The 25,122-nt window shown below is 65.4% G+C and carries 23 protein-coding genes and 1 pseudogene; 8 read left to right on the top strand and 16 right to left on the bottom strand.

Annotated elements, in window-relative coordinates; translation table 11 throughout:
- Positions 1-110: 110 nt before the first annotated feature.
- Positions 111-419, bottom strand: coding sequence for a PsiF family protein (locus EJB06_RS21350; protein ID WP_126076040.1), 309 nt, complete (start codon positions 417-419; stop codon positions 111-113).
- 184 nt (positions 420-603) lie between these two features.
- Here EJB06_RS21350 and EJB06_RS21345 point away from each other — a divergent pair, with 184 nt between their 5' ends.
- Genes EJB06_RS21345 through EJB06_RS21335 form a run of 3 tightly spaced genes read left to right on the top strand, consistent with a single transcriptional unit; the run spans position 604 to position 2,800 of the window.
- On the top strand, positions 604-1,608 hold the full coding sequence (locus EJB06_RS21345; protein ID WP_126076039.1) for a MerR family transcriptional regulator: 1,005 nt from the start codon (positions 604-606) through the stop codon (positions 1,606-1,608).
- A 40-nt stretch (positions 1,609-1,648) separates the two neighbouring features.
- A complete protein-coding gene (gene folE / locus EJB06_RS21340; protein ID WP_054266098.1) occupies positions 1,649-2,356 on the top strand; it encodes a GTP cyclohydrolase I in 708 nt (235 codons plus the stop codon).
- 18 nt (positions 2,357-2,374) lie between these two features.
- On the top strand, positions 2,375-2,800 hold the full coding sequence (locus EJB06_RS21335) for a BLUF domain-containing protein (protein ID WP_126076038.1): 426 nt from the start codon (positions 2,375-2,377) through the stop codon (positions 2,798-2,800).
- 71 nt (positions 2,801-2,871) lie between these two features.
- Here the strand turns inward: EJB06_RS21335 and EJB06_RS32630 are convergent, their stop codons facing one another.
- The 7 genes from EJB06_RS32630 to EJB06_RS21300 form a co-directional block, all read right to left on the bottom strand.
- A complete protein-coding gene (locus tag EJB06_RS32630; protein WP_229427199.1) occupies positions 2,872-3,612 on the bottom strand; it encodes an Hsp20/alpha crystallin family protein in 741 nt (246 codons plus the stop codon).
- A gap of 13 nt (positions 3,613-3,625) precedes the next feature.
- The gene (locus tag EJB06_RS21325; RefSeq protein WP_126076192.1) at positions 3,626-4,063 is read right to left on the bottom strand and encodes an Hsp20/alpha crystallin family protein; all 438 of its coding nucleotides are present in this window, start codon (positions 4,061-4,063) and stop codon (positions 3,626-3,628) included.
- 177 nt (positions 4,064-4,240) lie between these two features.
- Positions 4,241-4,915, bottom strand: a complete 675-nt coding sequence (locus EJB06_RS21320; protein ID WP_126076037.1) for a type 1 glutamine amidotransferase domain-containing protein — start codon at positions 4,913-4,915, stop codon at positions 4,241-4,243.
- A gap of 84 nt (positions 4,916-4,999) precedes the next feature.
- A complete protein-coding gene (locus EJB06_RS21315) occupies positions 5,000-5,770 on the bottom strand; it encodes a ParA family protein (protein WP_126076036.1) in 771 nt (256 codons plus the stop codon).
- Positions 5,771-5,909: 139 nt separating this feature from the next.
- A complete protein-coding gene (locus EJB06_RS21310) occupies positions 5,910-6,404 on the bottom strand; it encodes a Dps family protein (RefSeq protein ID WP_126076035.1) in 495 nt (164 codons plus the stop codon).
- A 57-nt stretch (positions 6,405-6,461) separates the two neighbouring features.
- On the bottom strand, positions 6,462-7,460 hold the full coding sequence (locus EJB06_RS21305) for an LLM class flavin-dependent oxidoreductase (RefSeq protein ID WP_126076034.1): 999 nt from the start codon (positions 7,458-7,460) through the stop codon (positions 6,462-6,464).
- Between the two features lie 549 nt (positions 7,461-8,009).
- Entirely contained in the window at positions 8,010-9,620 is a 1,611-nt protein-coding gene (locus EJB06_RS21300; RefSeq protein WP_229427198.1) for a methyl-accepting chemotaxis protein, read from the bottom strand.
- 479 nt (positions 9,621-10,099) lie between these two features.
- Here EJB06_RS21300 and EJB06_RS32255 point away from each other — a divergent pair, with 479 nt between their 5' ends.
- From EJB06_RS32255 to EJB06_RS31975, 3 genes are all read left to right on the top strand, one after another.
- Positions 10,100-10,309, top strand: a complete 210-nt coding sequence (locus tag EJB06_RS32255; protein WP_198420884.1) for a hypothetical protein — start codon at positions 10,100-10,102, stop codon at positions 10,307-10,309.
- Between the two features lie 47 nt (positions 10,310-10,356).
- Positions 10,357-12,516: a phosphocholine-specific phospholipase C gene (locus tag EJB06_RS21290; protein ID WP_126076190.1), complete on the top strand. Its 2,160-nt coding sequence runs from the start codon at positions 10,357-10,359 to the stop codon at positions 12,514-12,516.
- A 114-nt stretch (positions 12,517-12,630) separates the two neighbouring features.
- Entirely contained in the window at positions 12,631-12,789 is a 159-nt protein-coding gene (locus EJB06_RS31975; protein ID WP_164557988.1) for a hypothetical protein, read from the top strand.
- A gap of 21 nt (positions 12,790-12,810) precedes the next feature.
- Here the strand turns inward: EJB06_RS31975 and EJB06_RS21285 are convergent, their stop codons facing one another.
- On the bottom strand, positions 12,811-13,611 hold the full coding sequence (locus EJB06_RS21285) for an HDOD domain-containing protein (RefSeq protein ID WP_126076033.1): 801 nt from the start codon (positions 13,609-13,611) through the stop codon (positions 12,811-12,813).
- 460 nt (positions 13,612-14,071) lie between these two features.
- Between EJB06_RS21285 and EJB06_RS21280 the strand changes: the two genes are divergently transcribed.
- Positions 14,072-16,366, top strand: coding sequence for a DUF6351 family protein (locus EJB06_RS21280; protein ID WP_126076032.1), 2,295 nt, complete (start codon positions 14,072-14,074; stop codon positions 16,364-16,366).
- Between the two features lie 26 nt (positions 16,367-16,392).
- On the opposite strand, the gene EJB06_RS31970 is transcribed toward EJB06_RS21280, so the two are convergent.
- The 6 genes from EJB06_RS31970 to EJB06_RS21255 all read right to left on the bottom strand — a co-directional run bounded on the left by EJB06_RS31970 (position 16,393) and on the right by EJB06_RS21255 (position 23,704).
- A complete protein-coding gene (locus EJB06_RS31970; RefSeq protein WP_164557987.1) occupies positions 16,393-16,545 on the bottom strand; it encodes a hypothetical protein in 153 nt (50 codons plus the stop codon).
- A gap of 32 nt (positions 16,546-16,577) precedes the next feature.
- Positions 16,578-17,501, bottom strand: a complete 924-nt coding sequence (locus EJB06_RS21275) for a CAP domain-containing protein (protein WP_229427197.1) — start codon at positions 17,499-17,501, stop codon at positions 16,578-16,580.
- 38 nt (positions 17,502-17,539) lie between these two features.
- Positions 17,540-17,803 carry a PAAR domain-containing protein gene (locus EJB06_RS21270; RefSeq protein WP_126076031.1) on the bottom strand — a complete coding sequence of 88 codons (264 nt, stop codon included), beginning with the start codon at positions 17,801-17,803 and terminating at the stop codon, positions 17,540-17,542.
- On the bottom strand, positions 17,796-19,079 hold the full coding sequence (locus EJB06_RS21265; RefSeq protein ID WP_126076030.1) for a T6SS immunity protein Tli4 family protein: 1,284 nt from the start codon (positions 19,077-19,079) through the stop codon (positions 17,796-17,798). The genes EJB06_RS21270 and EJB06_RS21265 overlap by 8 nt, the downstream gene beginning before the upstream one ends.
- 113 nt (positions 19,080-19,192) lie before the next feature.
- Positions 19,193-20,920 carry an esterase/lipase family protein gene (locus EJB06_RS21260; protein ID WP_126076029.1) on the bottom strand — a complete coding sequence of 576 codons (1,728 nt, stop codon included), beginning with the start codon at positions 20,918-20,920 and terminating at the stop codon, positions 19,193-19,195.
- A gap of 42 nt (positions 20,921-20,962) precedes the next feature.
- A complete protein-coding gene (locus tag EJB06_RS21255; RefSeq protein WP_126076028.1) occupies positions 20,963-23,704 on the bottom strand; it encodes a type VI secretion system Vgr family protein in 2,742 nt (913 codons plus the stop codon).
- A 277-nt stretch (positions 23,705-23,981) separates the two neighbouring features.
- Between EJB06_RS21255 and EJB06_RS21250 the strand changes: the two genes are divergently transcribed.
- Entirely contained in the window at positions 23,982-24,518 is a 537-nt protein-coding gene (locus EJB06_RS21250) for a DUF2058 domain-containing protein (protein WP_126076027.1), read from the top strand.
- A 6-nt stretch (positions 24,519-24,524) separates the two neighbouring features.
- Here the strand turns inward: EJB06_RS21250 and EJB06_RS33225 are convergent.
- A pseudogene (locus EJB06_RS33225) lies at positions 24,525-24,989 on the bottom strand (GlxA family transcriptional regulator); the annotation flags it as partial.
- Positions 24,990-25,122 lie beyond the last annotated feature (133 nt).

Raw genomic sequence — 25,122 nt, 5'->3', positions numbered from 1 at the left:
CCGATTGTCAGACCTGGCACCGGGGTGGACAAATGTGGTCGGCGCAACTCTTATTGTCCAGGTCGTGTCCGATTGTCAGACCTGGCACCGGGGTGGACATCGGGAGGGATTTATTTTGCGGCGCTCAGGCAGGTTTTCATGAAGGCTTTGCGTTCCTCGCCTTTTTTGCCGGCGGCGTCGGCGTTGCAGGTCTTCATCTTGTTCTGCTGGGGCGTGGCGGCCGGGGCCGCTGGTTTGGCGCTCAGGCAGTCCTTCATGAAGGCTTTGCGCTCGTCACCCTTTTTGCCAGCGGCGTCGGCGTTGCAAGTGACCATCTTGTTCTGCTGGGCCGACTTGGCCGCCGGCGCCGCCGCTTCGGGCGCGGCAAGGGCGGCACCCGTGAACGCCAGCATGGCGCAGCTCATCAACATCTTTTTCATCATGATCGTCCTCGTAGTTGGATTGTTCTGACGTGCAACACAGTAAATATACGTCAGTTGGCAATGACGTAAGAACTTTTTCTTGTTGCGAGTGCATTTTTGGGGGCGTTCAACTGTCCATGATTTGACGCGGTATAATTGGATTTTCACGGTTCACAAGCGGTTCAACATGAAGGATGACGCCATGAATGAACTTTCTGCCGATCACGATACGGCGCGGTCCGACGAGACCGGCGCTTACCGCAGTGGCGTGGCCGCGCGCTTGGCTGGTTTGCCTGTGGAAACCTTGCGGGTGTGGGAGCGGCGCTATGGTGTGTCGACGCCGCAACGTTCGGCGCGCGGGCAGCGCCTGTATTCGAGCGCCCAGGTGCGGCGGCTGAGCCTGATCAAGCAGTTGGTCGACCAGGGGCATCCGATCGGCGCCATGGCCCATTTGCCGCTCGAACAGTTGCAGCACCTGGCCGAGCCATTGAACAGCGACAGCGGTGCCAGCGGTCCGATCCGGGTGGCAGTGGTGGGCGCCGGTCTGGCGCGCCAGTTGACGGCCGGCGCGCGCGACAGGCAGGCGCTCGACGTGCGCCATTCATGCGCCCGCCTGGAAGATGCCCCTGGCGCCCTGCACGGGGTCGACGCCGACGTGCTGCTGATCGAGTTGTCGGAACTGGACGATGCGGCCCTGCCGCTGGTGGCGGCGGCGCGCCTGGCGAGCGGCACGGCGGCGGTGGTGGTGCTGTACCGTTTTTGCGCCAGCGCCACCATCCGCCATCTGCGCGCGCTCGGCTGCCTGGTGGCGCGCGCGCCGTCGGACATGGCCGAGGTAGCATTGCTGTGCCAGGTGGCATTTCCGGCCCGGCGCGCCCAGCTGGCGGCAGCCTCGCGGGCGCCGCTGCCGCCAGCGGGCGATGCGCCGGCGCCGGCGCCGCGCCGCCTGGACGACCAGGCCCTCGCGGCCTTGGCGGCGGCCAGCAATAGCGTGGCGTGCGAATGTCCGCGCCACCTGGCCGAGATTTTGCTGATGATCGGCAGCTTCGAGCGTTACAGTCTGCAGTGCGGTGCGCGCAATCCGGCCGATGCGGCCTTGCACCAGGACCTCGGGCAGGCGGCGGCGCAGGCGCGCACGCTGCTGGAAAGCGCACTGGAACGGCTGGCACGGGCGGAAGGATTGCCGCTGCCGCAGGGGCTGGCGTGAGCCGGTCCGCACTTTATATCTTTTTTCACAGGAATTGAGCATGTCGAACGGATTGACTACCGAATACCAACCGAGCACCGTGACGGTGTCGGAGCGCATCCGCGAGCGCCTGGTCGCCAGCAAGACGCGCTTCCACGCCAACGACAATATCGCGCGCTTCATCGAGCCGGGCGAACTCGACGAGCTGCTCGATGAGGTCAGCGCCAAGCTGCAAGGCGTGCTCGAAAGCCTGGTGATCGATACCGTGAGCGACCACAACACCCAGGATACCGGGCGCCGCGTGGCGAAGATGTTCATCAACGAGGTGTTCGGCGGCCGTTATGTGCCGATGCCGCCGGTGACCGAGTTTCCCAACGCCTCGCATTTGAACGAGCTGATGATCATCGGCCCGATCACGGTGCGCAGCGCCTGTTCGCACCACCTGTGCCCGGTGATCGGCAAGGTCTGGATCGGGGTGATGCCGAACGAGCATTCGGCGCTGATCGGCCTGTCGAAGTACGCGCGCATCGCCAACTGGATCATGAGCCGTCCGCAAATCCAGGAAGAAGCCGTGGTGCAACTGGCTGACTTGTTGCAGGAGAAAATGCAGCCGGACGGCCTGGCGGTCGTGATGGAAGCGGACCATTTTTGCATGCAGTGGCGCGGCGTGAAGGATATGGATGCGAAAATGATCAATAGCGTCATGCACGGTTCTTTCCTCAAGGATCCGGCGTTGCGACGCGAGTTTTTGTCCCTGATTAAACGCTGATCCTCGGAGAATCACACCATGCTCGTCCGTCTCCTGTACGCCAGCCGCGCCATCGCCACGCCGCAGCCCGACACCATCCACGACATCATGTGCCAGTCGCACGCGCACAACCCGGCCCAGGGCATCACGGGCATCCTGTGCCATAGCGAGCACGTCTACATGCAGGTGCTCGAAGGCGGGCGCGAGGCGATCAACGCGCTGTACGCGAAAATCGTGTGCGATCCGCGCCACACCGATGTGGTGCTGCTGCACTATGAAGAAATCAACGAGCGGCGCTACGCCGGCTGGACCATGGGCAAGGCCAACCTGGCGCGCATCAATCCCTCGACCCTGCTGCGCTTTTCGGACTTGCCGGGACTGAACCCGCATGCCATGTCCGGCAAGAACTCGCTGGCGCTGATCGACGAACTGATGGCCAGCGCCTCGGTGGTCGGCCACCCCTAAGGCCGGGCGCAGGGCCGGCGGACAGCGTTCGGGCACTGGCGCGCGCCTGCCGCGCCGCTCGCGGCGCCACGCTACGCGACCTGAATCTGCACCCGGCGCGGCTGCGCATGCGCTGTTTTCGGAATGCGGATCCTGAGTACCCCGTGCGACAGTTCGGCGCTCGCCTGTTCGCCGTCGAGTTCCTTGGACAGTGCGAAGCTGCGCTGGTATTGCTGATGCTTGACTTCGGCATAGCGCGACTCCATGCCTTGCGGCACATCGAGCGACACGGCGCCGTTGATGGTGAGGCTGTTCGTTTCCAGGCGCAGGTCGAGCTTGTCCTTGGACACCCCGGGCATGTCGGCAATCAGCGTGATGCCGCTGGCGTCTTCGATCACATCGACCGGCGGTATCAGGATGGCGCCGCGGCCGCCGGCCTGGTCGGTCGAGCGGGTTCTGCTCATCTCGCCCGTGCCGCCGCGCGCCGCCGGGTTGTCCTGGCCGCCGGCGCGCTCGCTTGCCGCAAGGCCTTGCTGGCCGCTGCCCGCGCCGTCGCCCGATGCCGACGCGCCGGCGCCGGGGCTCGTGGAGCCGCTGCCGCCGCCCGCGACCTCACTCATCGCGCCGCCAGCCGCGCTGCCCGCGCCGCTGCCCCCGCCGCTGCCCCCTTCACCGGCGTGCCCCGTGTTGCCGCCGCCGGCATTGCCGGCATCGCCGCGGTTGCCCGCGCTGCTGGCGATATGCGCAGCGGCCGGATCGCCCACGGCTGCCGGCTTGCCATCCTGGCTGGCGCCACCCGCCACGCCGCTGTCCTCATTCTGTTTGCTCGTCATGGTGCGCTCCTGGTCAGTGAACTGAAATGCGGCGCGGCTGCGCCGCCTCGCGGCGCGCCACGCTGACGTGCAGTACGCCGTCGCGATAGTGCGCGGCGACCGATTCGGGTTCGATGTCGTCGGGCAGGCTGACAACGCGCTTGAAGCGCCCGGCGAAGCGCTCGTTGATCTGGACCGTGGCCTGCTGCTGCGCGCCCGGCAGATCGTCGGCACGTTCGCCGGCGATGGTCAGCACCCCGTGTTCGAGCTGGACTTCGATCGTGGCCGGGTCGAGCCCGGGGACGAAGGCGTACATCTCGACGCTGTGCGGCGTGCTGCCGACGTTGAGCGCCGGAAAGCCGCCACGGCCCAGGCCGCGGATGCTGGGGCCGAAGTCGAAGGCCTGGGCGATGTCGCGCTGGAGGCGGTCCATCTCGGCGAACACATCGCCCGGAAACATGGAACGGTACATCATCATGGTGTTCTCCCCTTGAACGGATTGGCTGATGGGAGTTGGACCAGGCAAGGCGAAAGTGGTTCGCCGCCGTGACCCGGCGCGGCCGCCGGGCGCAGGGAGTTTGAGATGGATCAAAGATGCGCGCGGCGGGCGCGCGCATCGGCGCGCCAGTCGGCGCCCTTGCGGCCGGCCTTACAGCAGTTTGAGGAGTGCTTCGGCGCCCGCTTCCGACGAGGCCGGATTCTGGCCGGTGACCAGCAAGCCGTCGGTCTGCACGTACGAGGCCCAGTCCGGTCCTTTGGAATACATGCCGCCGTTTTGCTTGAGCATGTCTTCCACCAGGAAGGGCACCACCTTGGTCAGGCCGACGGCTTCTTCTTCGGTGTTGGTAAAACCGGTAACGCGCTTGCCGTCGACCAGCGGCTTGCCATCCGGACCCTTGACGTGGCGCAGCACGCCGGGGGCGTGGCACACGGCGGCCACGGGCTTGCCGGCGGCGATCATGGTTTCGATCAGCTTGATCGAATGGCTGTCTTCGGCCAGGTCCCACAGGGGGCCGTGGCCGCCCGGATAGAACACGGCGTCGAACTCGCCGGCCTCGATGTCGGCCAGCCTGCGCGTGGCGCCCAAGGCGGCCTGGGCGGCGGGGTCTTGCCTGAAGCGGCGCGTGGCCTCGGTCTGGGCATCCGGCTCGTCGCTCTTGGGATCGAGCGGCGGCTGGCCGCCGGCCGGCGAGGCCAGCACCAGCTTGGCGCCCTTGTCTTTGAGCAGGTAGTACGGGGCCGCGAATTCCTCGAGCCAGAAGCCGGTTTTCTTGCCGGTGTCGCCCAACTGGCCGTGCGAGGTCAATACCATCAGTACATTCATGCGGACTCCAATGTTGGGAAAGAAATAATCCGCGCAGTGTGGCACACATGGCGCGACGGCGCCGTTCCGCAGCGGCGGCGCCCCTTATGCGGCCTGGAGTTCGTGGTACAGCGCCAGCATTTCCTGGCTCAGCTTGTGGCGCGGATCGAGGTGGATCATGGGCAGGTGGCGGTCGTGCGATTCGCGGATGCGGATCGAACTCGACAGCTTGTTGCCGAGCACCGGCAAGCCTTCCGCGCTCAGCTCGTTCACCAGGCGTTGCGGCAGCAGGGCGCGCGCCTGGAACTGGTTGACGACGATGCCTTCGATCTCCAGCGCCGGATTGTGGTCGGCCTTGATCTCGGCCACGTTGGCCACCAGGGTGTAGAGCGCCTGGCGCGAGAAATCGTCGCAATCGAAGGGAATCAGGCAGCGCTCGGCGGCAATCAGGGCCGACTGGGTGAAGAAATTGTAGGCGGGCGGGGTGTCGACGACAATCTCGTCGAAGTCCCTGGCCAGTTCGTTCAGGGTGTCGCGCAGCTTGTAGATCTTGTGGCGCGATTCGAGCTTGGCCTGGAGCTCGCCCAGTTCCGGGTGCGACACCATGATCGACAGGTTCGCGAACGGCGTGGGATGCACGAAGTCGCCGGCCGGTCTGGGGAACACGATGAAGTTGAGCATTTGCTCGAAGTAGGCGCCCATGGTCGGCGCTACCGTGCTCATGGCGTCGCCGAGCAGGTAGCGGCTGGCATTGCACTGCGGGTCGATGTCGATCAGCAGGGTTTTCTTGCCCTGGTGGGCCGCGATGGCCGCCAGGTTGACCGCGATCGTCGACTTTCCGACGCCACCCTTCTGGTTGAAGATCACACGTTTCATCTGCCGGCCCGGGGAGAGTGATGGATGTGTCGATACTAGCATGCTGCGGTGCAGCATAGGGCGTTGCCGGCGGGGAGTGTGCGATTGATGCGACGTTCGGGCCGCCAGCCGTGCGGGGGACGGCGGCTGGCGTGGGGGATCAGTCTTCCAGCAGGCTGCGCAGCATCCAGGCGTACTTTTCGTGCGTCTGCATGCGCTGGGTCAGCAGGTCGCAGGTGGGCTGGTCGTTGGCTTTTTCGGCCACGGTGAACAGGGCGCGCGCGGTGCGTACCACGGTGGCCTGGCCTTCCATCAGGTCGCGGATCATGTCTTTGGCGTTCGGCGTGCCGCTGGTCGGCGTGATCGAGGTCAGCTGGGCGAATTGCTGGTAGGAACCCGGCGCCAGCTCACCCAGCGCGCGGATGCGCTCCGCGATCAGGTCGACCGCCAGCCACTGCTCGTTGTACAGCGTCATGAACATGGTGTGCAGGGTCTGGAACATCGGACCTGTGACGTTCCAGTGGTACTGGTGGGTTTTCAGGTACAGGGTGTAGCTGTCGGCGAGCAGGCGCGACAGGCCTTCGACGACTTGCTTGCGGTCCTCGTCGGCGATGCCGAGGTCGACCATGGGGGCTTGCGCGGTTTTGCTGTTCATGAGGGCATGCTCCTGTAAAAAGTGATAAATGGAAAGTGGTTAGGAATATAAGCGATTTCAGGCGACAGCGTGCGTACCGGCATGGATCTTGCCGACGATATCGTACGAGTGCAGGCGTGCCTGGTGGTCGAAAATCTGCGAGGTGATCATCAGCTCGTCGGCGCCGGTGCGTTCGATAAACTGTTGCAACTGGCGCTCGACCGTGTGCGGCGCGCCGATGGCCGAGCACGACAGCACCTGGTCGAGCATGGCGCGTTCCTGCGGGCCGAGGGCGTCGAGGTAGCCGGACACGGGCGGCTGCAAGCGTCCCGGACGGCCGCTGCGCAGGTTCACGAACGCTTGCTGCATCGAGGTGGCCAGCAGCGCGGCTTGCTCGTCGGTATCGGCGGCGAACACATTAAAGCCGAGCATCACGTACGGCTTGGCGAGCCGGGCGGACGGACGGAACTGGGCGCGGTACAGCTCTACCGCCTGCATCATCTGGGCCGGGGCGAAGTGCGAGGCGAAGGCGTAGGGCAGGCCGAGGTGGGCGGCCAGCTGGGCGCCGAACAGGCTCGAGCCGAGGATCCAGACCGGCACCTCCAGGCCCGCGCCGGGCACGGCCATGACCGGGCGGCGCGAGGACTCGGCAAAGTAATCCATCAGCTCGACCACGTCTTGCGGGAATTCGTCGGCGTCCGATTGCAGGTTGCGGCGCATGGCGCGCGCGGTGGCCTGGTCCGAGCCGGGGGCGCGCCCCAGCCCGAGGTCGATCCGGCCGGGGTAGAGCGACTCAAGCGTGCCGAACTGTTCGGCGATGACCAGCGGCGAGTGGTTCGGCAGCATCACGCCGCCGGCGCCGACGCGGATGGTGGACGTGCCGCCGGCCACATAGCCGAGCAGGACGGCGGTGGCGGCGCTGGCGATGCCGGGCATGCCATGGTGTTCGGCCAGCCAGTAACGGTTGAAGCCCCAGCGTTCGGCATGCTGCGCCAGGTCGAGCGTATTCTGGAAAGAAACGCGCGCGCTGCTGCCTTGGGTGATCGGGGACAGGTCGAGTACGGAAAAGGGGATCATTGTCGGTGCCTTCGGGTCGGTAAGAGGGCGCGCGGCCTCTGAGTGTGCAGCGCGGTCTTACCCACATGGGGACGGGCGCGCCGTTTAAAAGGCGTGCCGGCCACATACCATCAGGCAACTTCAACAGCCGGGGCCGTGTCCCCGCCGGTGCCAGGTCTGACATTCGGACACGAGCTTGGCCGTACGTGTCCCATCCGGTGCCAGGTCTGACATTGTCCCATCCGGTGCCAGGTCTGACATTCGGACACGAGCTTGGCCGTACGTGCTTTTACCGCCGAGTCCGTGTCCGAATGTCAGACCTGACACCGTGGTGGACACGAGCTTGGCCGTAGGTGCTTTTATCGCCGAGTCCGTGTCCGAATGTCAGACCTGACACCGTGGTGGACACGAGCTTGGCCGTAGGTACTTTTATCGCCGAGTCCGTGTCCGAATGTCAGACCTGACACCGTGGTGGACACGAGCTTGGCCGTAGGCGCTTTTATCGCCGAGTCCGTGTCCGACTGTCAGACCTGGCACCGGGGTGGACACGGGCTGGGCAGTAGAGTGGCTTTATGCGAGGCGGCGCTGGGCCGGGATGCGTGGCGGCGCGCCGCCCATGCCGTCGAGGCGGAACACGCCGACCACCTGCGACAGGCGCGCCGCCTGGTCCTGCATGCTTTCGGCGGCCGCTGCGGCTTGTTCGACCAGCGCGGCATTCTGCTGGGTCGCCGAATCCATCTGGGCGATCGCCTGGTTGATCTGGGCAATGCCGGCGCTCTGCTCGTGGCTGGCCGCCGAAATCTCGGCCATGATGTCGGTCACGCGGCGTACGCTTTCCACCACATTGTCCATGGTGCCGCCGGCGTCCGCCACCAGCTTGTTGCCGACCGATACCTTCTCGACCGAGTCGCCGATCAGGGCCTTGATTTCCTTGGCCGCGGCGGCGCTGCGCTGGGCCAGGTTGCGCACTTCGGAAGCGACCACGGCAAACCCACGGCCCTGCTCGCCGGCGCGCGCCGCTTCCACCGCCGCGTTCAGCGCGAGAATATTGGTTTGGAAGGCAATGCCGTCGATGACGCTGATGATGTCGACGATCTTGCGCGAGGAGTCGTTGATCGAGGCCATGGTGTCGACCACTTGCGCCACCACCGCGCCACCCTGCATCGCCACCTCGGACGCGGTGGCCGCCAGCTGGTTGGCCTGGCGCGCGTTGTCGGAGTTCTGCTTGACGGTGCCGGTCAGTTCTTCCATGGAGGCGGCGGTTTCTTCCAGCGAGCTGGCTTGCTCCTCGGTGCGCGAGGACAGGTCCAGGTTGCCGGAGGCGATTTCGCTCGACGCGGTGGCGATGGTGTCGGTCCCCATGCGCACCTGCATGACGATCTTGGCGAGGTCGTCGCGCATGGTGCGGATGGCGTGCAGCAGGCTGCCGCTGTCGTCGTGCCGGATGTCGATCTTGACGCTCAGGTCGCCCTCGGCGATGCTGCGCGCGATCCCGGCCGCGTAGCCGGGCTCGCCGCCGAGCTGGCGCAGCAGGCCGCGTCCGATCACCAGGCCGATGCCGAGCAGGACGGCGGCCAGCGCCAGCCCGCCCAGCGCGAAGCTGAGCGCGCGGGCGCGGATGGTGGCGTCGACGGTGTCGATGTACACGCCCGAGCCGACGATCCAGCCCCATGGCGCAAATCCCTGGACGTAGGACACTTTCTGCACCGGGTTCTCGCTGCCCGGCTTGGGCCACATGTAGAACACGAAGCCGGCGCCGCTGGCCTTGACGGTGTCCGAGAATTCGGTAAAGAAAAATTTGCCGGTCGGGTCCTTGGTGCCGCTGCCGTCGGTATTGTCGAGCGCCGGCTTGATCGGATGCATCAGGATCTTGGCGCTCTGGTCCTGCACCCAGAAGTATTCGGTCTTGCTGTAGCGCAGCGCCTTGATGGTGGCGAGCGCCTGCTTTTGCGCCTCGGCGGCCGGCATGCCGCCTTTTTCCGCCAGGCCGTGATAGTAGGCGATGACGCCGTGCGCGGTCTCGACGGCCTGGCGCACATTGCTCTGGCGTTCTTCCAGGATCAGGCGCTTTTCGGAGACCAGGAACAGCGCGGTCAACACCACGATGCCGACCACGCTGCTGAGAATCAGGGTGGCGAGCTTCTTGGCGATGCTCATCGATTCGAGAAAGGGAATATGCATGCTGTCATCCTTTAAGTGCGGTTCGCGAGCCCGGCTGTCCATACAACGATAGCATGCGCGACCTGCTTATTGTGGTGAATAGTGCCTGTTGGAATGTCATCTATGTTGGCAGGCAACAAAGCGATTGCTGCCCCGCATCGCTGCGGAGCGCGCCTGGCGCGCGCGCGGGTGGGCACGAGGCCGATGGCGGGTTGGACGGGAAGCGGGATCGGGGCCGCACTCAGCCAAAAAAGTTAGTACGTTATGGAAAGGTTACTTGATAGCAAATCGCGCGTCAAACGTTGACTGGCGGCGGTCGGCGGAATCGATCCGTCCCGTCCGAAAAGCAACACGCCGCCCGCCCCCCTTTTTAGATATATGGAAATAATGTGTAATGGCAAGGTCATCCGGGAGTCACTCTGTCGTAACATTAGAGCAATATTATCTTTCTTGCCTGCAGGACAGGCCTCCATCCTGATGATTTTTCAAGAAAGACTCCCATGCAGTATTGTCCGACCACCATCCGCTCGATGCCGCGTGCGGCGCGCTTCCTGTTCGCCGTGCTGATGGGCGCCAGCCTGGCCGCCTGCGGCAACGACGACCCGGCGCCGCCCGCCCCGGTGGCGCAGACGCCCGCGCCGGCGCCCGACGCCGCCGATCCCTCGCGCGCCTGCAGCGCCAAGTCGGCCAGCATGCGTTGCGCCCCGTGAGCGCCGCTTTCCCTCGCGCCACCCGATAACACCGACAAAAGATGACGATGACACCCACCAGCAGACGCGCTTTTTTGCGCCAGGCCGCCAAGGTCGGCGGTAGCGCCGCCGCACTTTCCATGTTTCCGCCCGCAATCAGCAGGGCCCTGGCGGTCGCGGCCAACAACCGCACCGGCACCATCCGCGATGTCGAGCATATCGTCATCCTGATGCAGGAAAACCGTTCCTTCGACCATTACTTCGGCACCCTGAAAGGGGTGCGCGGCTTCGGCGACCGTTTCCCCATCCCCTTGCCCGCCTCCGGCGCGATCGGCAAGCACCGGGTCTGGTACCAGCTCAACGACAGCGTGCCGGCCGCGCCGCGCGTGATCGCGCCCTTCCACCTGAACACCCAGCAAAGCTTCAACGCCATGCGCGTGGCCGGCACGCCGCACAGCTGGCCCAATGCGCAGTACGCATGGAACCACGGCATTCTTGCCAACTGGCCGACCCACAAGCAAAACCATTCGATGGGTTACTACAAGGAAGCCGACCTGCCTTTCCAGTTCGCGCTGGCCAACGCGTTTACCATTTGCGATGCCTACCACTGCTCGTTCCAGGGCGGCACCAATCCGAACCGCGTGTTCGCCTGGACCGGGGCCAACGATCCGCTCAAGCAGGGCAACGGCCCGGTGATCGGCAACAGCTACGACAACGCCGAGCACGACCCGACCGGCGGCTATGCCTGGCTTACCTATCCGGAACGGCTACAGGCGGCCGGAATCGGCTGGCAGGTGTACCAAGACATGGCCGACAACTTCACCGACAACCCGCTGGCGGGCTTTCGCCGCTTCCGCGACGCCTTCGCCAGGCTGCCGGGGTCCGACCCGCAACTGCGCGAACGGGGCATGAGCACGCGCGACCTCGACCAGCTCAAGCTCGATGTGCAGGCCAACCGTCTGCCACAGGTGTCGTTCATCGTCGCCACCGCCGAAGGCTCGGAGCATCCCGGCCCGTCCAGCCCGGCCCAGGGCGCCGAGTACACGGCGGCCGTGCTGGACGCGCTGACCTCGAATACCGAGGTCTGGAGCAAGACCGTGCTGTTCCTGATGTTCGACGAAAACGACGGTTTTTTCGACCATGTGCCGCCGCCTGCCGCGCCATCGTACGTGCAATGGCACAGCGACCCGAAGCAAGCCGTGCTGGCCGGGGCCTCGACCGTCAGCACCGTGGGCGAATATCACGAGATCGCTTCCGCCGAAACGATGGAAGCGCCCGCCCTCATGCACCGCCCGTACGGCCTCGGGCCGCGCGTGCCGATGTATGTGATTTCGCCATGGAGCAAGGGCGGCTGGGTCAATTCCCAGGTGTTCGACCACACCTCGGTGATCCGCTTCCTGGAAACCCGCTTCGGCGTGATGGAACCGACAATTACGCCATGGCGCCGCGCCGTCTGCGGCGACCTGATGAGTGCATTCAACTTCAAGGACCCGGACGGCACGGCGTTTGCGGCAACCTTGCCTGACACCAAGGCGCTGGCCGCGCGCGCCCGCGCGCTGGGCGACACCAGGACCCCCGACCTGCCGCCGCTGCCGGAACTGCCGACCCAGGCGGCCGGCACGCGGCCCTCGCGCGCCTTGCCGTACGAACTGCACGCGAGCGCGCGGGTCCATCCGGACAAGGTCGAGGTCGAACTGTTGTTTTCGAATACGGGCGCGGCCGCCGCGGTGTTTCATGTGTACGACCAGAACCGGCTGACCCTGGCTCCGCGCCGCTACACGGTCGAAGCGGGCAAGGACCTGAACGGGCTGTGGGCGCTGGGCGACCAGATGGGCCAGTACGATCTGTGGGTGCTGGGACCGAACGGTTTCCACCGCCATTTCAGCGGCACCGCGTCGCGCCAGGGGCCGCAGCCGGAAATCCAGGTCTGCTACGACGTCGCCAACGGCGGCGTGTCGGCCAAGCTGCGCAACACGGGCAGCGTGGCGGCTACCTTCGTGCTCAAGGCCAATGCCTACCTCGATGCGCCAGCCTGGAACGTGACGGTGGCGCCCGGCGCGGTCTCGGAGCAAGCCTGGCCGCTGTGCGATTGCGGCAACTGGTACGACTTCAGCGTGCGCGTGAATGAATTGCCCGGCTACGTGCGGCGCTTTGCCGGCCGCGTGGAAACCGGCAAGGATACGGTCAGCGATCCGGCCATGGGCACTCTGGCGCTGGGCGCCGATTAATCCGGCGGCCGTGCGCGCGCGAACAGTTCCCGGTGGCGCCGGCCTCGGCAAGAAAACGCGCCCCGGGCGGCAATGGCCGCCACGATCCATGCAGGCGCAGCAAAAGGAGGGTGGATGGAATCAGGTTTTGCGAAGTTTGGCGTGCTCGCCGTAACGGGCTTGAGTCTGGTGGCGGCTGGTATTTTTCTCGGTCGCGAGATCGACATCGATGCCGAACCGGCGACATTCAAGCAAGCATCGAAGCGCTGCGTCACAGCCGCGGCGCGGCCGTGAGCAGTCCGGCGCCGCTCGCGCCTACGGCGCCGCCGAGAACGAACTATGCGAGGGAAACTTCTTCTTCATCCACTCGCGGTTCAGCTGCAGGGCGGTGACGATGTCTTCCGGCAGCGAATCGAGAATTTCAGGATCGTCGCTCGGGGTATCGGCCAGCAGGCTGGCCAGGTGGATGATGGCGCCGAGCTTGCTGAACGGGTGGGCCGCCATCGGGTCCGACGAGCATTCCAGCGCGCGCACGATCTGCACCGGGAAATTCCAGCGCCGGCCCAGCTCGGCCGTAATCTCGCCTTCGCAAAAGCCCAGCAGGCGCTGCTCGCGCTCCCAGCGTCCGCCCGGCAGGTGCGGCTGCTGTTCGATTTCGGCGAAGGCGGTCGGCTCGGCCTGGTAGATCAGGAGTTCGCCCAGGCGCACCATCATCCCGGCCAGCCAGGCATCCTGGCCGTCGCTGCCCAGGCCCGTCGAGAGCCACTTGGCATACCCTGCGCAAGCCATGCTGCTTTTCCAGAATTCATCGCTGTCGAGCCCCGGCAAGTCGGGAAACGATTCGGCGAAGCAGGCCGCCAGCGCCAGCGTGCGCACGTGCGCCATGCCGGTCATGGCAATCGCATCGTCGAGCGAACTGACGCCGCGCGAGACGCCGAAGCGGGCGCTGTTGGCCAGGCGCATCAGCTTGGCGGTCAGCGCCGGATCGCGCGCGATGATGGCGCTGACCGACTTGGCCGAGGCATCTTCATCGTCCAGCGTCTTGATGAGCGCATGGGCCACTTCGGAAATCACCGGGAGTTTGACGTTCTGAAAAAATGCGGAGAGTGCGGGCATAAGGCTTCCTTTTGAAGGTCAGTCGCGGCGTGGGAACAGGGCGGATGAACGGGACGGCGCGGACAGGACAAGCGCCGCGGCGCCGGGCTGGGCCAGGCGTCTCGGTGGGCGGTCGGCGGTGCGGAATCGGGCAGGCATGCTTCGGTCTTCCCCAGCTTGCATTGATGATTTTAGTCTACTATGAGTAATGCCCCATGCAAACAAAATCCGCAGCGTGCGCGGCGCGCCGGCAGCGCCTGCGCAAGGCGCCGCCGGCCCGCTTCCGCTAGGGGCCATTGCATCCGCGCCGCATGAGGACGTCGCGCGGGTACGCGATCGCATCCTGCAAAGGTGTTGTTTTGGCGCTGTGAATGGCTAAACTGGTGCTTTAGGACATTGATTTTCGTCAATGCTGGTCCAGGGTCGCAGAGCAAGATGGACAAGGCTTTCGAACCGGACCATTACCCTAGGAGCAGACGCCATGAATCATTGGACAAGGGCCGCCGCCTGTGCGCTCGCGGCAATCGGATTGACGGGATGCGGCGGCGCCGCGCATGCGCCGCACTCGCGGGTGCATCTCGCGGTGCTGTCGAGCGCGCCGGAGATGGTCTCGGGCGGCGACGCGCGGGTCGCCGTCAGCGCCGCCGGCGAAGTGCATGGCAAACTGACATTTCGCCTGAACGGGCAGCCCATCGATCCGCCCATGCAGGCGCAGGGGGAGCGGGTCGAAGGCGTGGTCTCGGGCCTGGCCGAGGGCAAGAACCTGCTGGAGGTGGCGTACCTCAACGACAGCGGCCGCACCGTCTCCGACGCGCTGGTGCTGACCAACCACCCGTCCGGCGGGCCGGTCTTCACCGGCGCGCAGCAGCAGCCCTTCGTCTGCCGCACCCAGGAGTCGGGCCTGGGCCAGCCGCTGGTCGACAACCAGGACGGCATCGGCCATCCGGTGTTCGACCAGCCGGGCGGGCGCCTGGTCGGCCACAGCAAATCGTGCGCGATCAAGACCCAGATCCATTACTTCTACTTCAATGGCGAGAGCTTCAAGCCCTTCGATGCCGCCAGGGGCTACGGCGCGCCGCCGGCCGACCTGAAGACCGTGACCGTGGCCGGCGCCAGCGTGCCGTATGTGGTGCGGGTCGAAGCGGGCACCATCAACCGCTTCGTGTACACCATCGCGATGCTGGCGCCGTCGGCGCAGCGCGCCGACACCTTCGATACCGCATCCTGGAACCGCAAGCTGGTGTACTGGCTGCGCGGCGGCGTGGGCCTGGGACACCAGCAGGGCACCGCGATCTGGTTCAACGGCGGCTTGCGCGGCGCCGAACGCCAGATCATCTCCGGCATCCTGGCGCAGGGCTATGCCGTGGCCAGTTCGTCCGGTAACGAGACGGGCGTGCATTACAACATGCGCCTGGCCGAAGAGACGGCCATGATGACCAAGGAGCGCTTCATCGAGGCGGTCGGCCGGCCGGCGTTCACCATCGGCATCGGCGGCTCGGGCGGGGCGGTGCAGCAGTATCTGTTTGCGCAGAACCGGCCGGGATTGCTGGACGCCGGCATTCCGGTGCAATCGTATCCGGACATGGTCACGCAAACCATCCCGGTGGCCGATTGTCCGCTGCTGGAACAGTACTTCAACGAGGAGGCGGCGCGCGATCCGGCATCGATGTGGGCCGTCTGGAGCCGGCGCAGGCTGGTCGAAGGCATGAATGGCTCCGACACGGTGCTCAATCCGGTGACCGACAAACCCGGATCGACCGAATGCATCAACGGCTGGCAGGGCGCGGTGCCGACCGTGCTCAATCCGGTCTACAAGGACCCGCGCTACGAACTGGTGGCGAAGAACTACGGTTACCCGGCGGACGTGTTCGCCGCCGTCAAATGGACGCACTGGAACGACCTGGCGAATATCTACGGCGCCAAGGCCGACGGCCATGCACCGAGCCCGATCGATAACGTCGGCGTGCAGTACGGCCTCGGCGCGCTGCTGGCCGGGCAGATCGGCAAGGAGGAATTCTTGCGCCTCAATGCCTGCGTCGGCAGCTGGAAGGAGCCTTCGCAGTTTGCGCAGTGGGATGCGGCGGCCGATCCCTTCGACGCGCGCAACATGCAGCGCAGCGCCGGCTGCCGCGATCCGGGCGGGCTGCCGGCGCCGCGCCGCGCGGGCGACATCGGGGCCATGCGCGCGGCCTATGCCTCGGGCCATGTGTTCACCGGCCAGCGCCTGGACATTCCCATGATCGATGTGCGGCCCTACCTGGAACCGGCGCTGAACATGCACAACGCGCGCCAGGCGTTTTCGGTGCGCGCGCGCCTGCTCGACGCGAATCGGGCGGCGGCCGCCAGGCAGGTGATCTGGTTCACGGCGGCGCAGGCCGACCAGGGTGCGCGCGCGCTCGAGGCCCTGGCGGTGCTCGATAGCTACCTGACCACGCGGCGCGCCCCGGAGGGCTTTAGCGACAAGTGTTTCGACGCCGGCGGCGCCGTGATCGGCGTGGGCCCATCGGCATGGGACGGCATCCTGAACCGCGCGCCGCAGGGCGCGTGCAGCGCCGCCTTTCCGGTGTATTCGAGCCCGCGCATGGTGGCGGGCGACTCGATCAAGGGCGATATCTTCAAGTGCAGGCTGAAGCCGGTGGCGACGGCCCTGCGCGACGGCACCTATGCCGATACGGTGCGCTTCAGCGCGGGCGAGCGGGAATGGCTGGAGCGGATCTTCCCGCAAGGGGTGTGCGATTATCGCTTCGGCGACCAGGGCCGGCCGCCGCGCTGGTGACGGCCTGCCCCGGCACGGCGGCGCGCTTACCTGGCGCCGCTGTACTTGAAGGCCAGGATCGCGCCCGGATTTTCCAGCCTGGCGCTGGCGGCCAGCAGCAGGACGAGGGGATGCGCAATGCCGTCCTGTTTTATGGTGTCCTCGTGGCGCCGGGGGCGGGTCAAGTAGCGAATATGCAATATGCGCCACTTCCCTGCATCGGCAACGCACGCTACTGCCGGGCCGGATCGGCCGGCGTGACGGGGTCCGCCAGCACCTGGGTCCAGTACACGCGGGCGCTCTCGCCGCTGTGGTTGATGGCGTAGGCGGCGCCCATCTCGCTCAATTGCGCGTCCATCAGGTTGGCGCAGTGGCCCGGGCTGTCGAGCCATCCGGCGACGACCTCGTCGGGCGAGTCCTGGCCGACCGCGATGTTTTCGCCGACCCGGCGCCATTGGTAGCCGGCCGCCTGCGCGCGCTCGCCGACCATGCGCCCATCCTTGCCCGCATGGCTGAAATAGCGCTTCCTGGCCATGTCGCCGCTGTGCCCCAGCGCGGCGCCGGCCAGCTGCTCGTTCCATACCAGCGGCGGCGCGGCCTCGAACGGCTGCGCGCCGCAGTTGCGGGCGCTGGCGCGGGCGCGGTTGGCTGCTTCCATGATGCGCAGCCCGGCCTCGCGCGAAGGCGGCAGGCGCGAGGCGGCCGAGGGCGGGGCCGGCTGGGCCAGCACGATCAGCCAGCTGTCGCCGGTGCGGCGCGCGCCCACGTCCGACAGTTGCGCGTTCAGCAGCGTCTTGCAGTAACTGCGTTCGATGCTGGCCATGACGCGCAGCGGGTCGGAGACGCCCGCCACGTGAATCGCCTCGGCCTGCGCCACTTTATATCCGGCGCGCTCGATGGCCGGGGCCAGCAGGGTGCCCGATCCGACCTGCACGTTGGACAGGGCCGGATGCGCGGCCAGCGGCGGCACCGGTCCCATGGTGACGCCCAGGCAGGGGTGGGCGCTGGCGCGGTAGGCGTTGATCAGCTCGATGAGCGTGGTACGCGGCTGGGCCGCGGCAGGCAGCGCGGCCAGGGCCAGGCTGGCCGCCAGCCAGCGCAGCCGGGCGCGGGTGAAGCCGCTCGGGGCGGCAGGGCGGGGTGCGGGAGGCATCATGCACGCGATTCTAACAGCGCGCGCGCCGGCGCCGGGCGCTAAGGCTGGCGCGTGAAACCGGTTGGGCTTGCCTGCAGGACCGCTCCGCAGCTCGTCTTATGACCTTCGTACGCGACAGCGATGCCGTCGATGGTGTGGCGCGGATCGCCTTCGGCGATGGTGCCGTCGCCATGCAGGGGGCAGGTGCAGGCGTCGCCCAGGCGAGCAACGGCTATGCCGTCAACCGTGACATGCGATGCGCGCACCTGTACGACCACGCCCCCGTGACTGGTGGGGTCGTTGAGCCGGATCACTCTAGGCATGGGGCTCTCCTTCATCGCTGCCCCGAATCGCCTGGTGGGCCGTCGTATTGTCCGGCGCGCCGTAGGCCACCAACTGCCAGATGGTCGCCGCTGTATGGGTCGGCAAGCTCGCGCCCAGTTTGTGCCATAGCCTCGGTTCGCCCAGGAAGACGGCAGGCGGCAATGGTTCGCCCGCAATGAAGTGGCGCCGCGTTCCGCCGTCGACCCGGCCGCTTTCGCTGCATTGCCACCATCCTGTCTCGGGACAGGGGTTGCCGGTGGCGGCCAGGCTGGCCAGCGGCACCCTGGCCCGGGCGGCGGCGGTGGCCGGCTTGGCGACGCCGCCTGGCCGTATCCGGATGCTGCCGATCAGTCCATCCCAGAGGGCGATCGCTTCCTCGTCGGTGATACTCGGCTTGACACTGGCTTTGCGGTCGTCCTTCACGCCCGAATCCAGTCGGACGTCGAGCAGCGGCTGTAGCGGATCGTTCACCGCGCCCAGGCTTTGAAAGCGGAATTCGTGCGCTTCGGTCTCGTTCCCGTGCGCCGGAGTACGCGACGCGATGTCCGGCCCGCTCCAGGCGCCCAACTGGCGTGTCTGGCGCCGCAGGATCTGGATGCGCGCGTACAGCGCGCCAAGGCCACGCTGCGCGGCGTCATTCTTGGCCTGTTCGCGTAGCAATTCCAAGCTGCCGGACTCGGCCAGCCGCTCCTGGTTTTTGTGCACTTCCACCGAGAAGTGGACATCGGGGAACTCCTTGAGACGAATGCCGACGGTGACACGCTCGAATTTTTGATCGAGCGGGATGAACCCGCCATCGATGCACGATCCGGGCTCGGCTGGCACCTCGTCGCCAGCGCGCAAGCGCAGATGGCTGGCGATCCGGTTGATGGTGGCGATCCGGTCGTGCTGTGGCAGCACACTGTTCAGATGCTGCACGAACAGGTCGTCGCCCACCGGCACGTAGGAGTCGATGGTGTAGCCAACCTGGTTTTTTGAGCCGAACACGATCTTCTGGCCGGGTACGGCGCCGTCGAGAACCTTGCCGAACAGCGGCAGTTTCGGGATGTCGTCCTTGAGCAGGAAGTCGCGCTCGTTCTCGATATCGGCCAGGCGCCGCGCCAGATGGTCGGTCACCCGGGCGCCTTCGCCGGGCAGGCGGCGGATCGGGGTATCGGCTTCGGCTGGGCCGTAGACGACGGTGGCGGCGGCCGGGACCTGCATCAGAAATCGGCCGAAGCAGACCGTCCGGGTGTTTTCGAACAATGCTTGAAGTCGGGGAGTTTGCGCGCTCATGTCATGCCTTATGGTGGAGTCCGGCGCGCGCTTGCACGCAGCCAGAACGATTGTCAGGGAAAGCAGGGCATTTGCCAGCATCAATGCGTGCCAGCGGCGCTGCCGGGGCGTCCTCATTTCGGCCACGTCATGGTCGATGCGATGCGCACCAGGCTGTAGATCGTGGAAGCGATGACTGCGTCATCGCTGTAACTGGCCTGATGCTCATAGCCGCTCTGGCGGAAAATGCCTTTGAACTTGCCGCTGTTGAGTTGCGCATCGGCCGAATGTACAGGGACGGTCTGGTCGCCGGGATCGGCAGCTTCCAGCATCTCCACCTCGAATTCGAGCGGCGCCTTGTTTTTCGGTACCGCCTGAGCTGGATCGATCAGTTGCATCTCCCCTTGGGCATCGTCGGCAGCGATCGCGAGCGTGTCCACATTCTGCGGCTTTGCCCGCTTGTGCATGCTCCACACCACGTTGCGCCACGCTGTGCGCTTGGGATCGGCGCCGTAGTGCGCATAGCTTTGGTCGTGATAGGTGCTGACGATCGCGTTATGGAAGCTCTTGGCCCGATCCAGCAGGGCACAGCTCATGTCAAACCCGGGCCCATCCGCGCCTGCCGGATTAATCCATTCCTCGCGCAGCAGGCCGAACCACTTGCCGCGCACCTTGTAGATTTCTTCGTACGGATCGCCTTTCAGCGGAAGGCTTTTGAGCATGGTCCCATTCTGCTGCACCTGCAACCAGTGGTTGCCATACGCCTGGCTTGGCAACAATTCGAGCCCGCCTTGTGCATTGCCTAGCACCGGCGTGACATTGACACCCGTGTTGCCGAGGATCCGGGGACCGATTCCGCTGCCTTCGAAACCGCAACGCACGCGCTTGTAGGCGGCGCCAGCGCCGATCGCCGGCATGACGCCGTGCACAATGCCGAGCACCTTGTCAGCGAGCTTACCCATTTCCGGATGAATCACGGCGCGTGCCACCAGGCCGCCCATGGAATGGCTTACCAGGATAACTTTTTCGCATGTGAAACCTTGTTCCCGATAGCGCGCGATCAAGGCGTCGATACGTTTGGCAATTGCGATGCCCGACTCCGAATTTCCCTTGAGCCAGTTGTATCCCATAGCGTGCACCGGGAACCAGCATCCTTTGACAGTCTCGCGCAGGGTTTTTTCATCGAGCGCCTTGAGGGCTGGACGGGCATGGGCCTGCCATGCGGAGGGCTCCACGCCGATGATGTGTTTCTTCAGGTAGACGCTCGGCGTTCCTCCGGAAAAGGCGCCATTCAAATGGCATTCGCACAGCGACAGGATATCGGAATAGCTACCGAAATAGACCTCTCCCCAGCCACGCGCGCGCGCCTTTTGCTCGCGCGTGCGTGCATTGGTGGTGCCGGGCAGATCGTGCTGGAGCAGCGGCCCGTCGAGCCGGCCAAAACCGTTGTAGCCGACCGAATACTTGACATCGTCGTTCCGCTGGTCGGATGTCTCTTTCGGATCGCCGGTCGGATTGCCTTCAGGATCGTACTGATCGACTTCGGTCTCGGCAGGATCCAGGCGGCGCTGCCGTTCGGCCGGGGAATCATTGTATTGGGGTGCCGTGGCGCCCAGATTGTCGGGCCGCCAGGCAATATTATTATCGGCGCCTAGGGCGCGCTGGCGCGCCGCGCTCATGCGCAGATTCGAGCCCATGATGCCGGGAATAAAAATAATCGGCAAGATGCGCCTTGGCGGGATGTTCTGTACCTGAGGTACCTGGTCTTGCGCGGGTGTGACGAACCCTTGGGCGACGGTACCCTGGTTCGACCCTGGATTGACAGGCAGTGGATAGCCTGGAGGATTGGTTTGATGTGCCATTGCTTGCTCAGCCTTGAAAGGTTCGTGTCTATGCGCCCGCCATTAATCGTCCAGCGCCTCGATGCTGAAGTGAGCGAAGGGGATGGACGAAGTAAGTTTTTGCGTCATGCCCTGCGCATCGGTCCTGCCTTCCACGACCTGGCCATCTTCCATGGTGGCGCGGTAGCGCTGGTCGGGCATCGGTTCGCCGGTGCTGAGATCGACGATACGCACTCGCTGGTCATGGGCGGCGGTGCTGTCGGGCATGCGTGGTGCTGCCGGCTGGCCGTCACCGGGGCCGTTGAAGGCGGTGGTGGCCGACTTGACTTCGAACATGCCGCTGCATTCATGCCGGATATCGCCGCCCCCGAAGCGTGCCTGCGCGCCTTTGGTCACCACGGTCACCTTGGGCGCCTCGATCACCACCTCTTCGGAAGCAACCAACACGATCCGCTTGGCGGACGTGATCTCCACATTGTCGGCGTGGGCCTGGATTTCGACCTTGCCGCTGGCCGCAATGAGCTTGGCCCCAAGGGTATGCGCGAACAGGCTGAGGCTTTGCATCGCGTGCAGCATCAGCTTGCGCCCGGCCGAGACCTGGGTGTTGCCGACGCTGACCAGGTCCACATGGGTTTGCGCGCCGATCGACACACTGGCGCCGCTTCCCACCAGCACGCCGGCCGGCCCCTGTAGTCCCACGATTGGCGCGCCGCCGTCCGGCGCTGGGCCGGCAACGGTATTGCTCCCGTTCTCCCACTGCGTCACATGGCTCGATACCTGCGCCAGCGGCGCTCCGTCGGCAGGCCCGGCTTGATGGGTCTCGGCCAGTTCGGCCAACTGCTTCTGGATTCCCACGAGCGCTTCGGCCAGACCCGCCAGGCCGTCGCGCTCGAGCTGGCGTCCGGCGGCCCGCAGCGAGGCATCGGCACTGATCAGAACACCGCGGGCTCCACGGATCGCGACCGCGCCATCGCTGCGCAGTTCAGCGCCTTCTCCGCGCGCATCGGCACGGCCGTCGCAGCGTGGCTCGGTCAGGTAGCCGAGGTTGAGCTGGCTGTGACCGTGTTCGCTCTCGAGCTGGGCACTGATCTGACCCGGGGTATCGTCCAAACGCAGTTGGTTGTAACGGCGCGCCTTACCTTCCTTGCTGACGATGCCGGACAAATGCTTGTCGCCTGGCAGCCTGCTGGTATGGCTGAAAGAGGGTGGCGGGGTTTTGCCTCCGTGCACGCGGCCGATGATCAACGGTTTATCCGGATCTCCGCCAAGAAATACCACGACCACCTCGTCGCCCACCCTCGGCAGGGAAACCGCGCCGTAGCGCTCGCCCGCCCAACCGCTGGCGAGGCGAAGCCATGCCGAGTCGCGCTCGCTGTCGGATGCACCGGCGCCCTGCGCATGCTGGTGGTCCTGCGTGCGGCACGCGGGAAAGCGCACCTTGATCCGGCCGAACTGGTCGCAATGGATTTCCTCGTCGACCGGGCCGACCACGGTCACTGTTTGCGCGTCGGTGCGCGGCAAGTCGCTGCGCGGATCGTAGGCTGGCACGATCGGGATGCCGCGACGCACGCATGTGAAGCGGTTGGAGTAGCGCATGCCGCGTTCGGCATTGGCTTGTTCGAGGCCGTCGGCCGCGCCACTCCAGTGGTTCAGCGCGAACAGCCGGCAAACGCGTTCGTTGAGTGTCTTCGGCAAGTTGTTCTCGGCTTCGATGCGCAATTCGGTGATCACGAATTCGCGCTCCTCCGGCGGGTGGACATCGATTTCAGGATGGCCATCCATGCGGCGCCAGCGCCCAACCGACATGTCGCGATCGCCGCTTTCTCCCCGAAAAAACTTGGACTCGTATTCTTTACGCTGCATGCGAAGAATGCCGAGCTGGCGGTAGTCGGCGCTATCGTCACCGGCGTGAGGAACGTCGACCAGGTAATCGTCGAGGCTGGCCGCGAAGCGGTTGCCGAGTGGTCCTTGATCGTTACTGCCGATATTCTCGCTCGCCATCGACCAGGCTTGAGCGTAGTCCCAGCTACGGCGCGTGACCTGGCCTGCCGTCAGCGTGCGCACAGCGTGCCAGGACGTGATTCCGTCGCGCTTTTCGGTGCTGTCGTCGCGGTGGTACCGCGCGGGGCCCGCCGCATTTTCCTTGAGCGAAGCGGGGTCGTCGAATAAAACAAGCGTATGCACGGCGCTGTCATTGCTGCCCCGCTCCGTTGGCGCCGCTGAATGGATGTACCAGGCGATGCCGCGTCGCTTCCAGAGGCGACGCAGGAAGGCTGCGTTCGATTCGTTGTACTGCATCGTGAATTCACGTGACGGATAACTTTTCAAGTGCCTCAGGTCGACATCGAAAGCGCGCGCCGCGACCGGATTGCTGGCGCGCCACTCGCGTAGGATGATGTTGGTGATATCGACTTCGCTGGCCTGGCGGAAGACGCGCGTATTGCAGGTCTGTTCAAGCAGCGAGAGTGCATCGCGTACGATCAGCTGATAGGTGGCCAAACCGCCATCGCTTTGGCCTTCGGCAATGGCGCCGACAATGCCGCACACCGAGAGCAAACGACCGGCGCTGGTGACGAACTGCAGTTCGGCCGGATTGGCGACAAATTGCTTGAGCTCCATCCCGGCCTGGCTGGAGACGCACAGCAAGACGTATTCGATACCGCCGCAGATTGTTTCCACTCCGCTGACCTGCTTCACCAACAATAAATCATCGACAACGCCACGTTCGTTCGACAGGCGCAGTCGAATTGGTCGATTCGCTTCCGTCAGAGCGTTCAGATCAATGGGCAATTGGGAGGGCAACATGCACAAAACTCCTTGAAAGGAAGCGGGGCGGCGTGCACCGGCAATTCCGGCGGGCGCAACAAATTTGGCAAGCTAAGATTACATGTTGTATTGCATCTAAGTCAATATTTCCATTAATTTATTTTTTTTGCCCGTGCACTCAGTGCTTTGCCTCCATTTTGTGTTGCCGGAAGTGGCCTTGCCTGCGCCATGCCGTCCATCTTTGCTATGCTATCGACTTTCCACCGGCGGGCGCTGTTGCCCGGGCCGGCGAACCTTATTTTACGGAGTAGTGCATATGGCCTCGTTACAAGAGCAGTTTTTGAAAGCCGGCCTGGTCGACAAAAACAAGGCCAAACAGGTCAACCACGAGAAGACCAAGCAGAAGAAGGTCGAGCGCCGCACCGGCGAGCAGAGCGTGGACGAGGCGCGCCTGGCTGCGCTCGAAACCCAGCGCAAGAACGCCGAGCGCGCGCGCGAAATGAACGCCCAGCGCGATGCGGCCGCCAACGAAAAGGCGATCGCGGCGCAGATTACCCAGATGGTGCAGAAGAACCGCCAGAGCAAGGGCAATGGCGATATCGCCTACAACTTCACCCACAATAACAAGATCGAACGCTTCTACGTGTCGGCGGCGGTGCAGGCGCACCTGGTGGCGGGGCGGCTGGTGATCATCCGCCAGGGCGAGTCGACCGAACTGGTGCCGCGCGTGATCGCCGACAAGATCGCCGAGCGCAATGCCTCGATCGTGGTGCGCGTGAACAAGACGACCACCGAGGTCGATGCCGACGATCCGTACGCAGCATTCCAGATTCCCGATGACCTGATGTGGTAAGACCTGTCAGCGGCCCGCCGCCGCGCGCTCCGAGAAACGCGCGCGGTACTGCAGCGGGTTGACGCCGAAATTGCGCAGGAAGACCCGGCGCAGCGTCTGTTCTTCGGCGTAGCCGATCTTCAGGCAGATCGCCTTCAGCGGCAGGGTGCTCGATTCGAGCGCCCGGCAGGCCGCTTCCATGCGGATCGCTTCGACCGTCTTGGCCGGCGTGCGCCCGACCGTGGCGGTGTAGACCCGCACGAAGGTGCGCAGCGACATATTGGCCATCTCGGCCAGGCGCGCCACGCCGAGGTCCTCGTCGATGTGGCTGGCGATCCATGCATGCAAGGCCGCGAAATTGCCGTCGTCGCGGGCCTGCGCCGCCAGCGGGACGCTAAATTGCGATTGTCCGCCGGCGCGCTTGATGAACATGACCAGCTGGCGCGCGGTCTGGATCGCGATCGCGTGGCCGTGGTCCGCTTCGATCAGGGCCCGGTCCAGCATGCGGGCGGACGGCGTGGCGCCGAAGGCGGGCAGGATCCAGTCCATCGCCTTGCCTTGTCCGGCAATCGCGTCGGGCACCAGCAGCAGGCCGTTGCGGGTCCTGACCGGCGCCTCCGTCTGT

The organism is Massilia atriviolacea (assembly GCF_003953935.1).
Lineage (GTDB): Bacteria > Pseudomonadota > Gammaproteobacteria > Burkholderiales > Burkholderiaceae_D > Telluria_A > Telluria_A atriviolacea.
The sequence above is the reverse complement of the archived record's forward strand: the minus strand, read 5'-3'. Positions and strand labels throughout refer to the sequence as shown.

What these genes read in the sequence shown, in the direction of transcription:
- EJB06_RS21350 (WP_126076040.1), bottom strand. Translation starts at nt 419, where the DNA reads ATGAAAAAGATGTTGATGAGCTGCGCCATGCTGGCGTTCACGGGTGCC.
- EJB06_RS21345 (WP_126076039.1), top strand. Translation starts at nt 604, where the DNA reads ATGAATGAACTTTCTGCCGATCACGATACGGCGCGGTCCGACGAGACC.
- folE (WP_054266098.1), top strand. Translation starts at nt 1,649, where the DNA reads ATGTCGAACGGATTGACTACCGAATACCAACCGAGCACCGTGACGGTG.
- EJB06_RS21335 (WP_126076038.1), top strand. Translation starts at nt 2,375, where the DNA reads ATGCTCGTCCGTCTCCTGTACGCCAGCCGCGCCATCGCCACGCCGCAG.
- EJB06_RS32630 (WP_229427199.1), bottom strand. Translation starts at nt 3,612, where the DNA reads ATGACGAGCAAACAGAATGAGGACAGCGGCGTGGCGGGTGGCGCCAGC.
- EJB06_RS21325 (WP_126076192.1), bottom strand. Translation starts at nt 4,063, where the DNA reads ATGTACCGTTCCATGTTTCCGGGCGATGTGTTCGCCGAGATGGACCGC.
- EJB06_RS21320 (WP_126076037.1), bottom strand. Translation starts at nt 4,915, where the DNA reads ATGAATGTACTGATGGTATTGACCTCGCACGGCCAGTTGGGCGACACC.
- EJB06_RS21315 (WP_126076036.1), bottom strand. Translation starts at nt 5,770, where the DNA reads ATGAAACGTGTGATCTTCAACCAGAAGGGTGGCGTCGGAAAGTCGACG.
- EJB06_RS21310 (WP_126076035.1), bottom strand. Translation starts at nt 6,404, where the DNA reads ATGAACAGCAAAACCGCGCAAGCCCCCATGGTCGACCTCGGCATCGCC.
- EJB06_RS21305 (WP_126076034.1), bottom strand. Translation starts at nt 7,460, where the DNA reads ATGATCCCCTTTTCCGTACTCGACCTGTCCCCGATCACCCAAGGCAGC.
- EJB06_RS21300 (WP_229427198.1), bottom strand. Translation starts at nt 9,620, where the DNA reads ATGCATATTCCCTTTCTCGAATCGATGAGCATCGCCAAGAAGCTCGCC.
- EJB06_RS32255 (WP_198420884.1), top strand. Translation starts at nt 10,100, where the DNA reads ATGCAGTATTGTCCGACCACCATCCGCTCGATGCCGCGTGCGGCGCGC.
- EJB06_RS21290 (WP_126076190.1), top strand. Translation starts at nt 10,357, where the DNA reads ATGACACCCACCAGCAGACGCGCTTTTTTGCGCCAGGCCGCCAAGGTC.
- EJB06_RS31975 (WP_164557988.1), top strand. Translation starts at nt 12,631, where the DNA reads ATGGAATCAGGTTTTGCGAAGTTTGGCGTGCTCGCCGTAACGGGCTTG.
- EJB06_RS21285 (WP_126076033.1), bottom strand. Translation starts at nt 13,611, where the DNA reads ATGCCCGCACTCTCCGCATTTTTTCAGAACGTCAAACTCCCGGTGATT.
- EJB06_RS21280 (WP_126076032.1), top strand. Translation starts at nt 14,072, where the DNA reads ATGAATCATTGGACAAGGGCCGCCGCCTGTGCGCTCGCGGCAATCGGA.
- EJB06_RS21275 (WP_229427197.1), bottom strand. Translation starts at nt 17,501, where the DNA reads ATGATGCCTCCCGCACCCCGCCCTGCCGCCCCGAGCGGCTTCACCCGC.
- EJB06_RS21270 (WP_126076031.1), bottom strand. Translation starts at nt 17,803, where the DNA reads ATGCCTAGAGTGATCCGGCTCAACGACCCCACCAGTCACGGGGGCGTG.
- EJB06_RS21265 (WP_126076030.1), bottom strand. Translation starts at nt 19,079, where the DNA reads ATGAGCGCGCAAACTCCCCGACTTCAAGCATTGTTCGAAAACACCCGG.
- EJB06_RS21260 (WP_126076029.1), bottom strand. Translation starts at nt 20,920, where the DNA reads ATGGCACATCAAACCAATCCTCCAGGCTATCCACTGCCTGTCAATCCA.
- EJB06_RS21255 (WP_126076028.1), bottom strand. Translation starts at nt 23,704, where the DNA reads ATGTTGCCCTCCCAATTGCCCATTGATCTGAACGCTCTGACGGAAGCG.
- EJB06_RS21250 (WP_126076027.1), top strand. Translation starts at nt 23,982, where the DNA reads ATGGCCTCGTTACAAGAGCAGTTTTTGAAAGCCGGCCTGGTCGACAAA.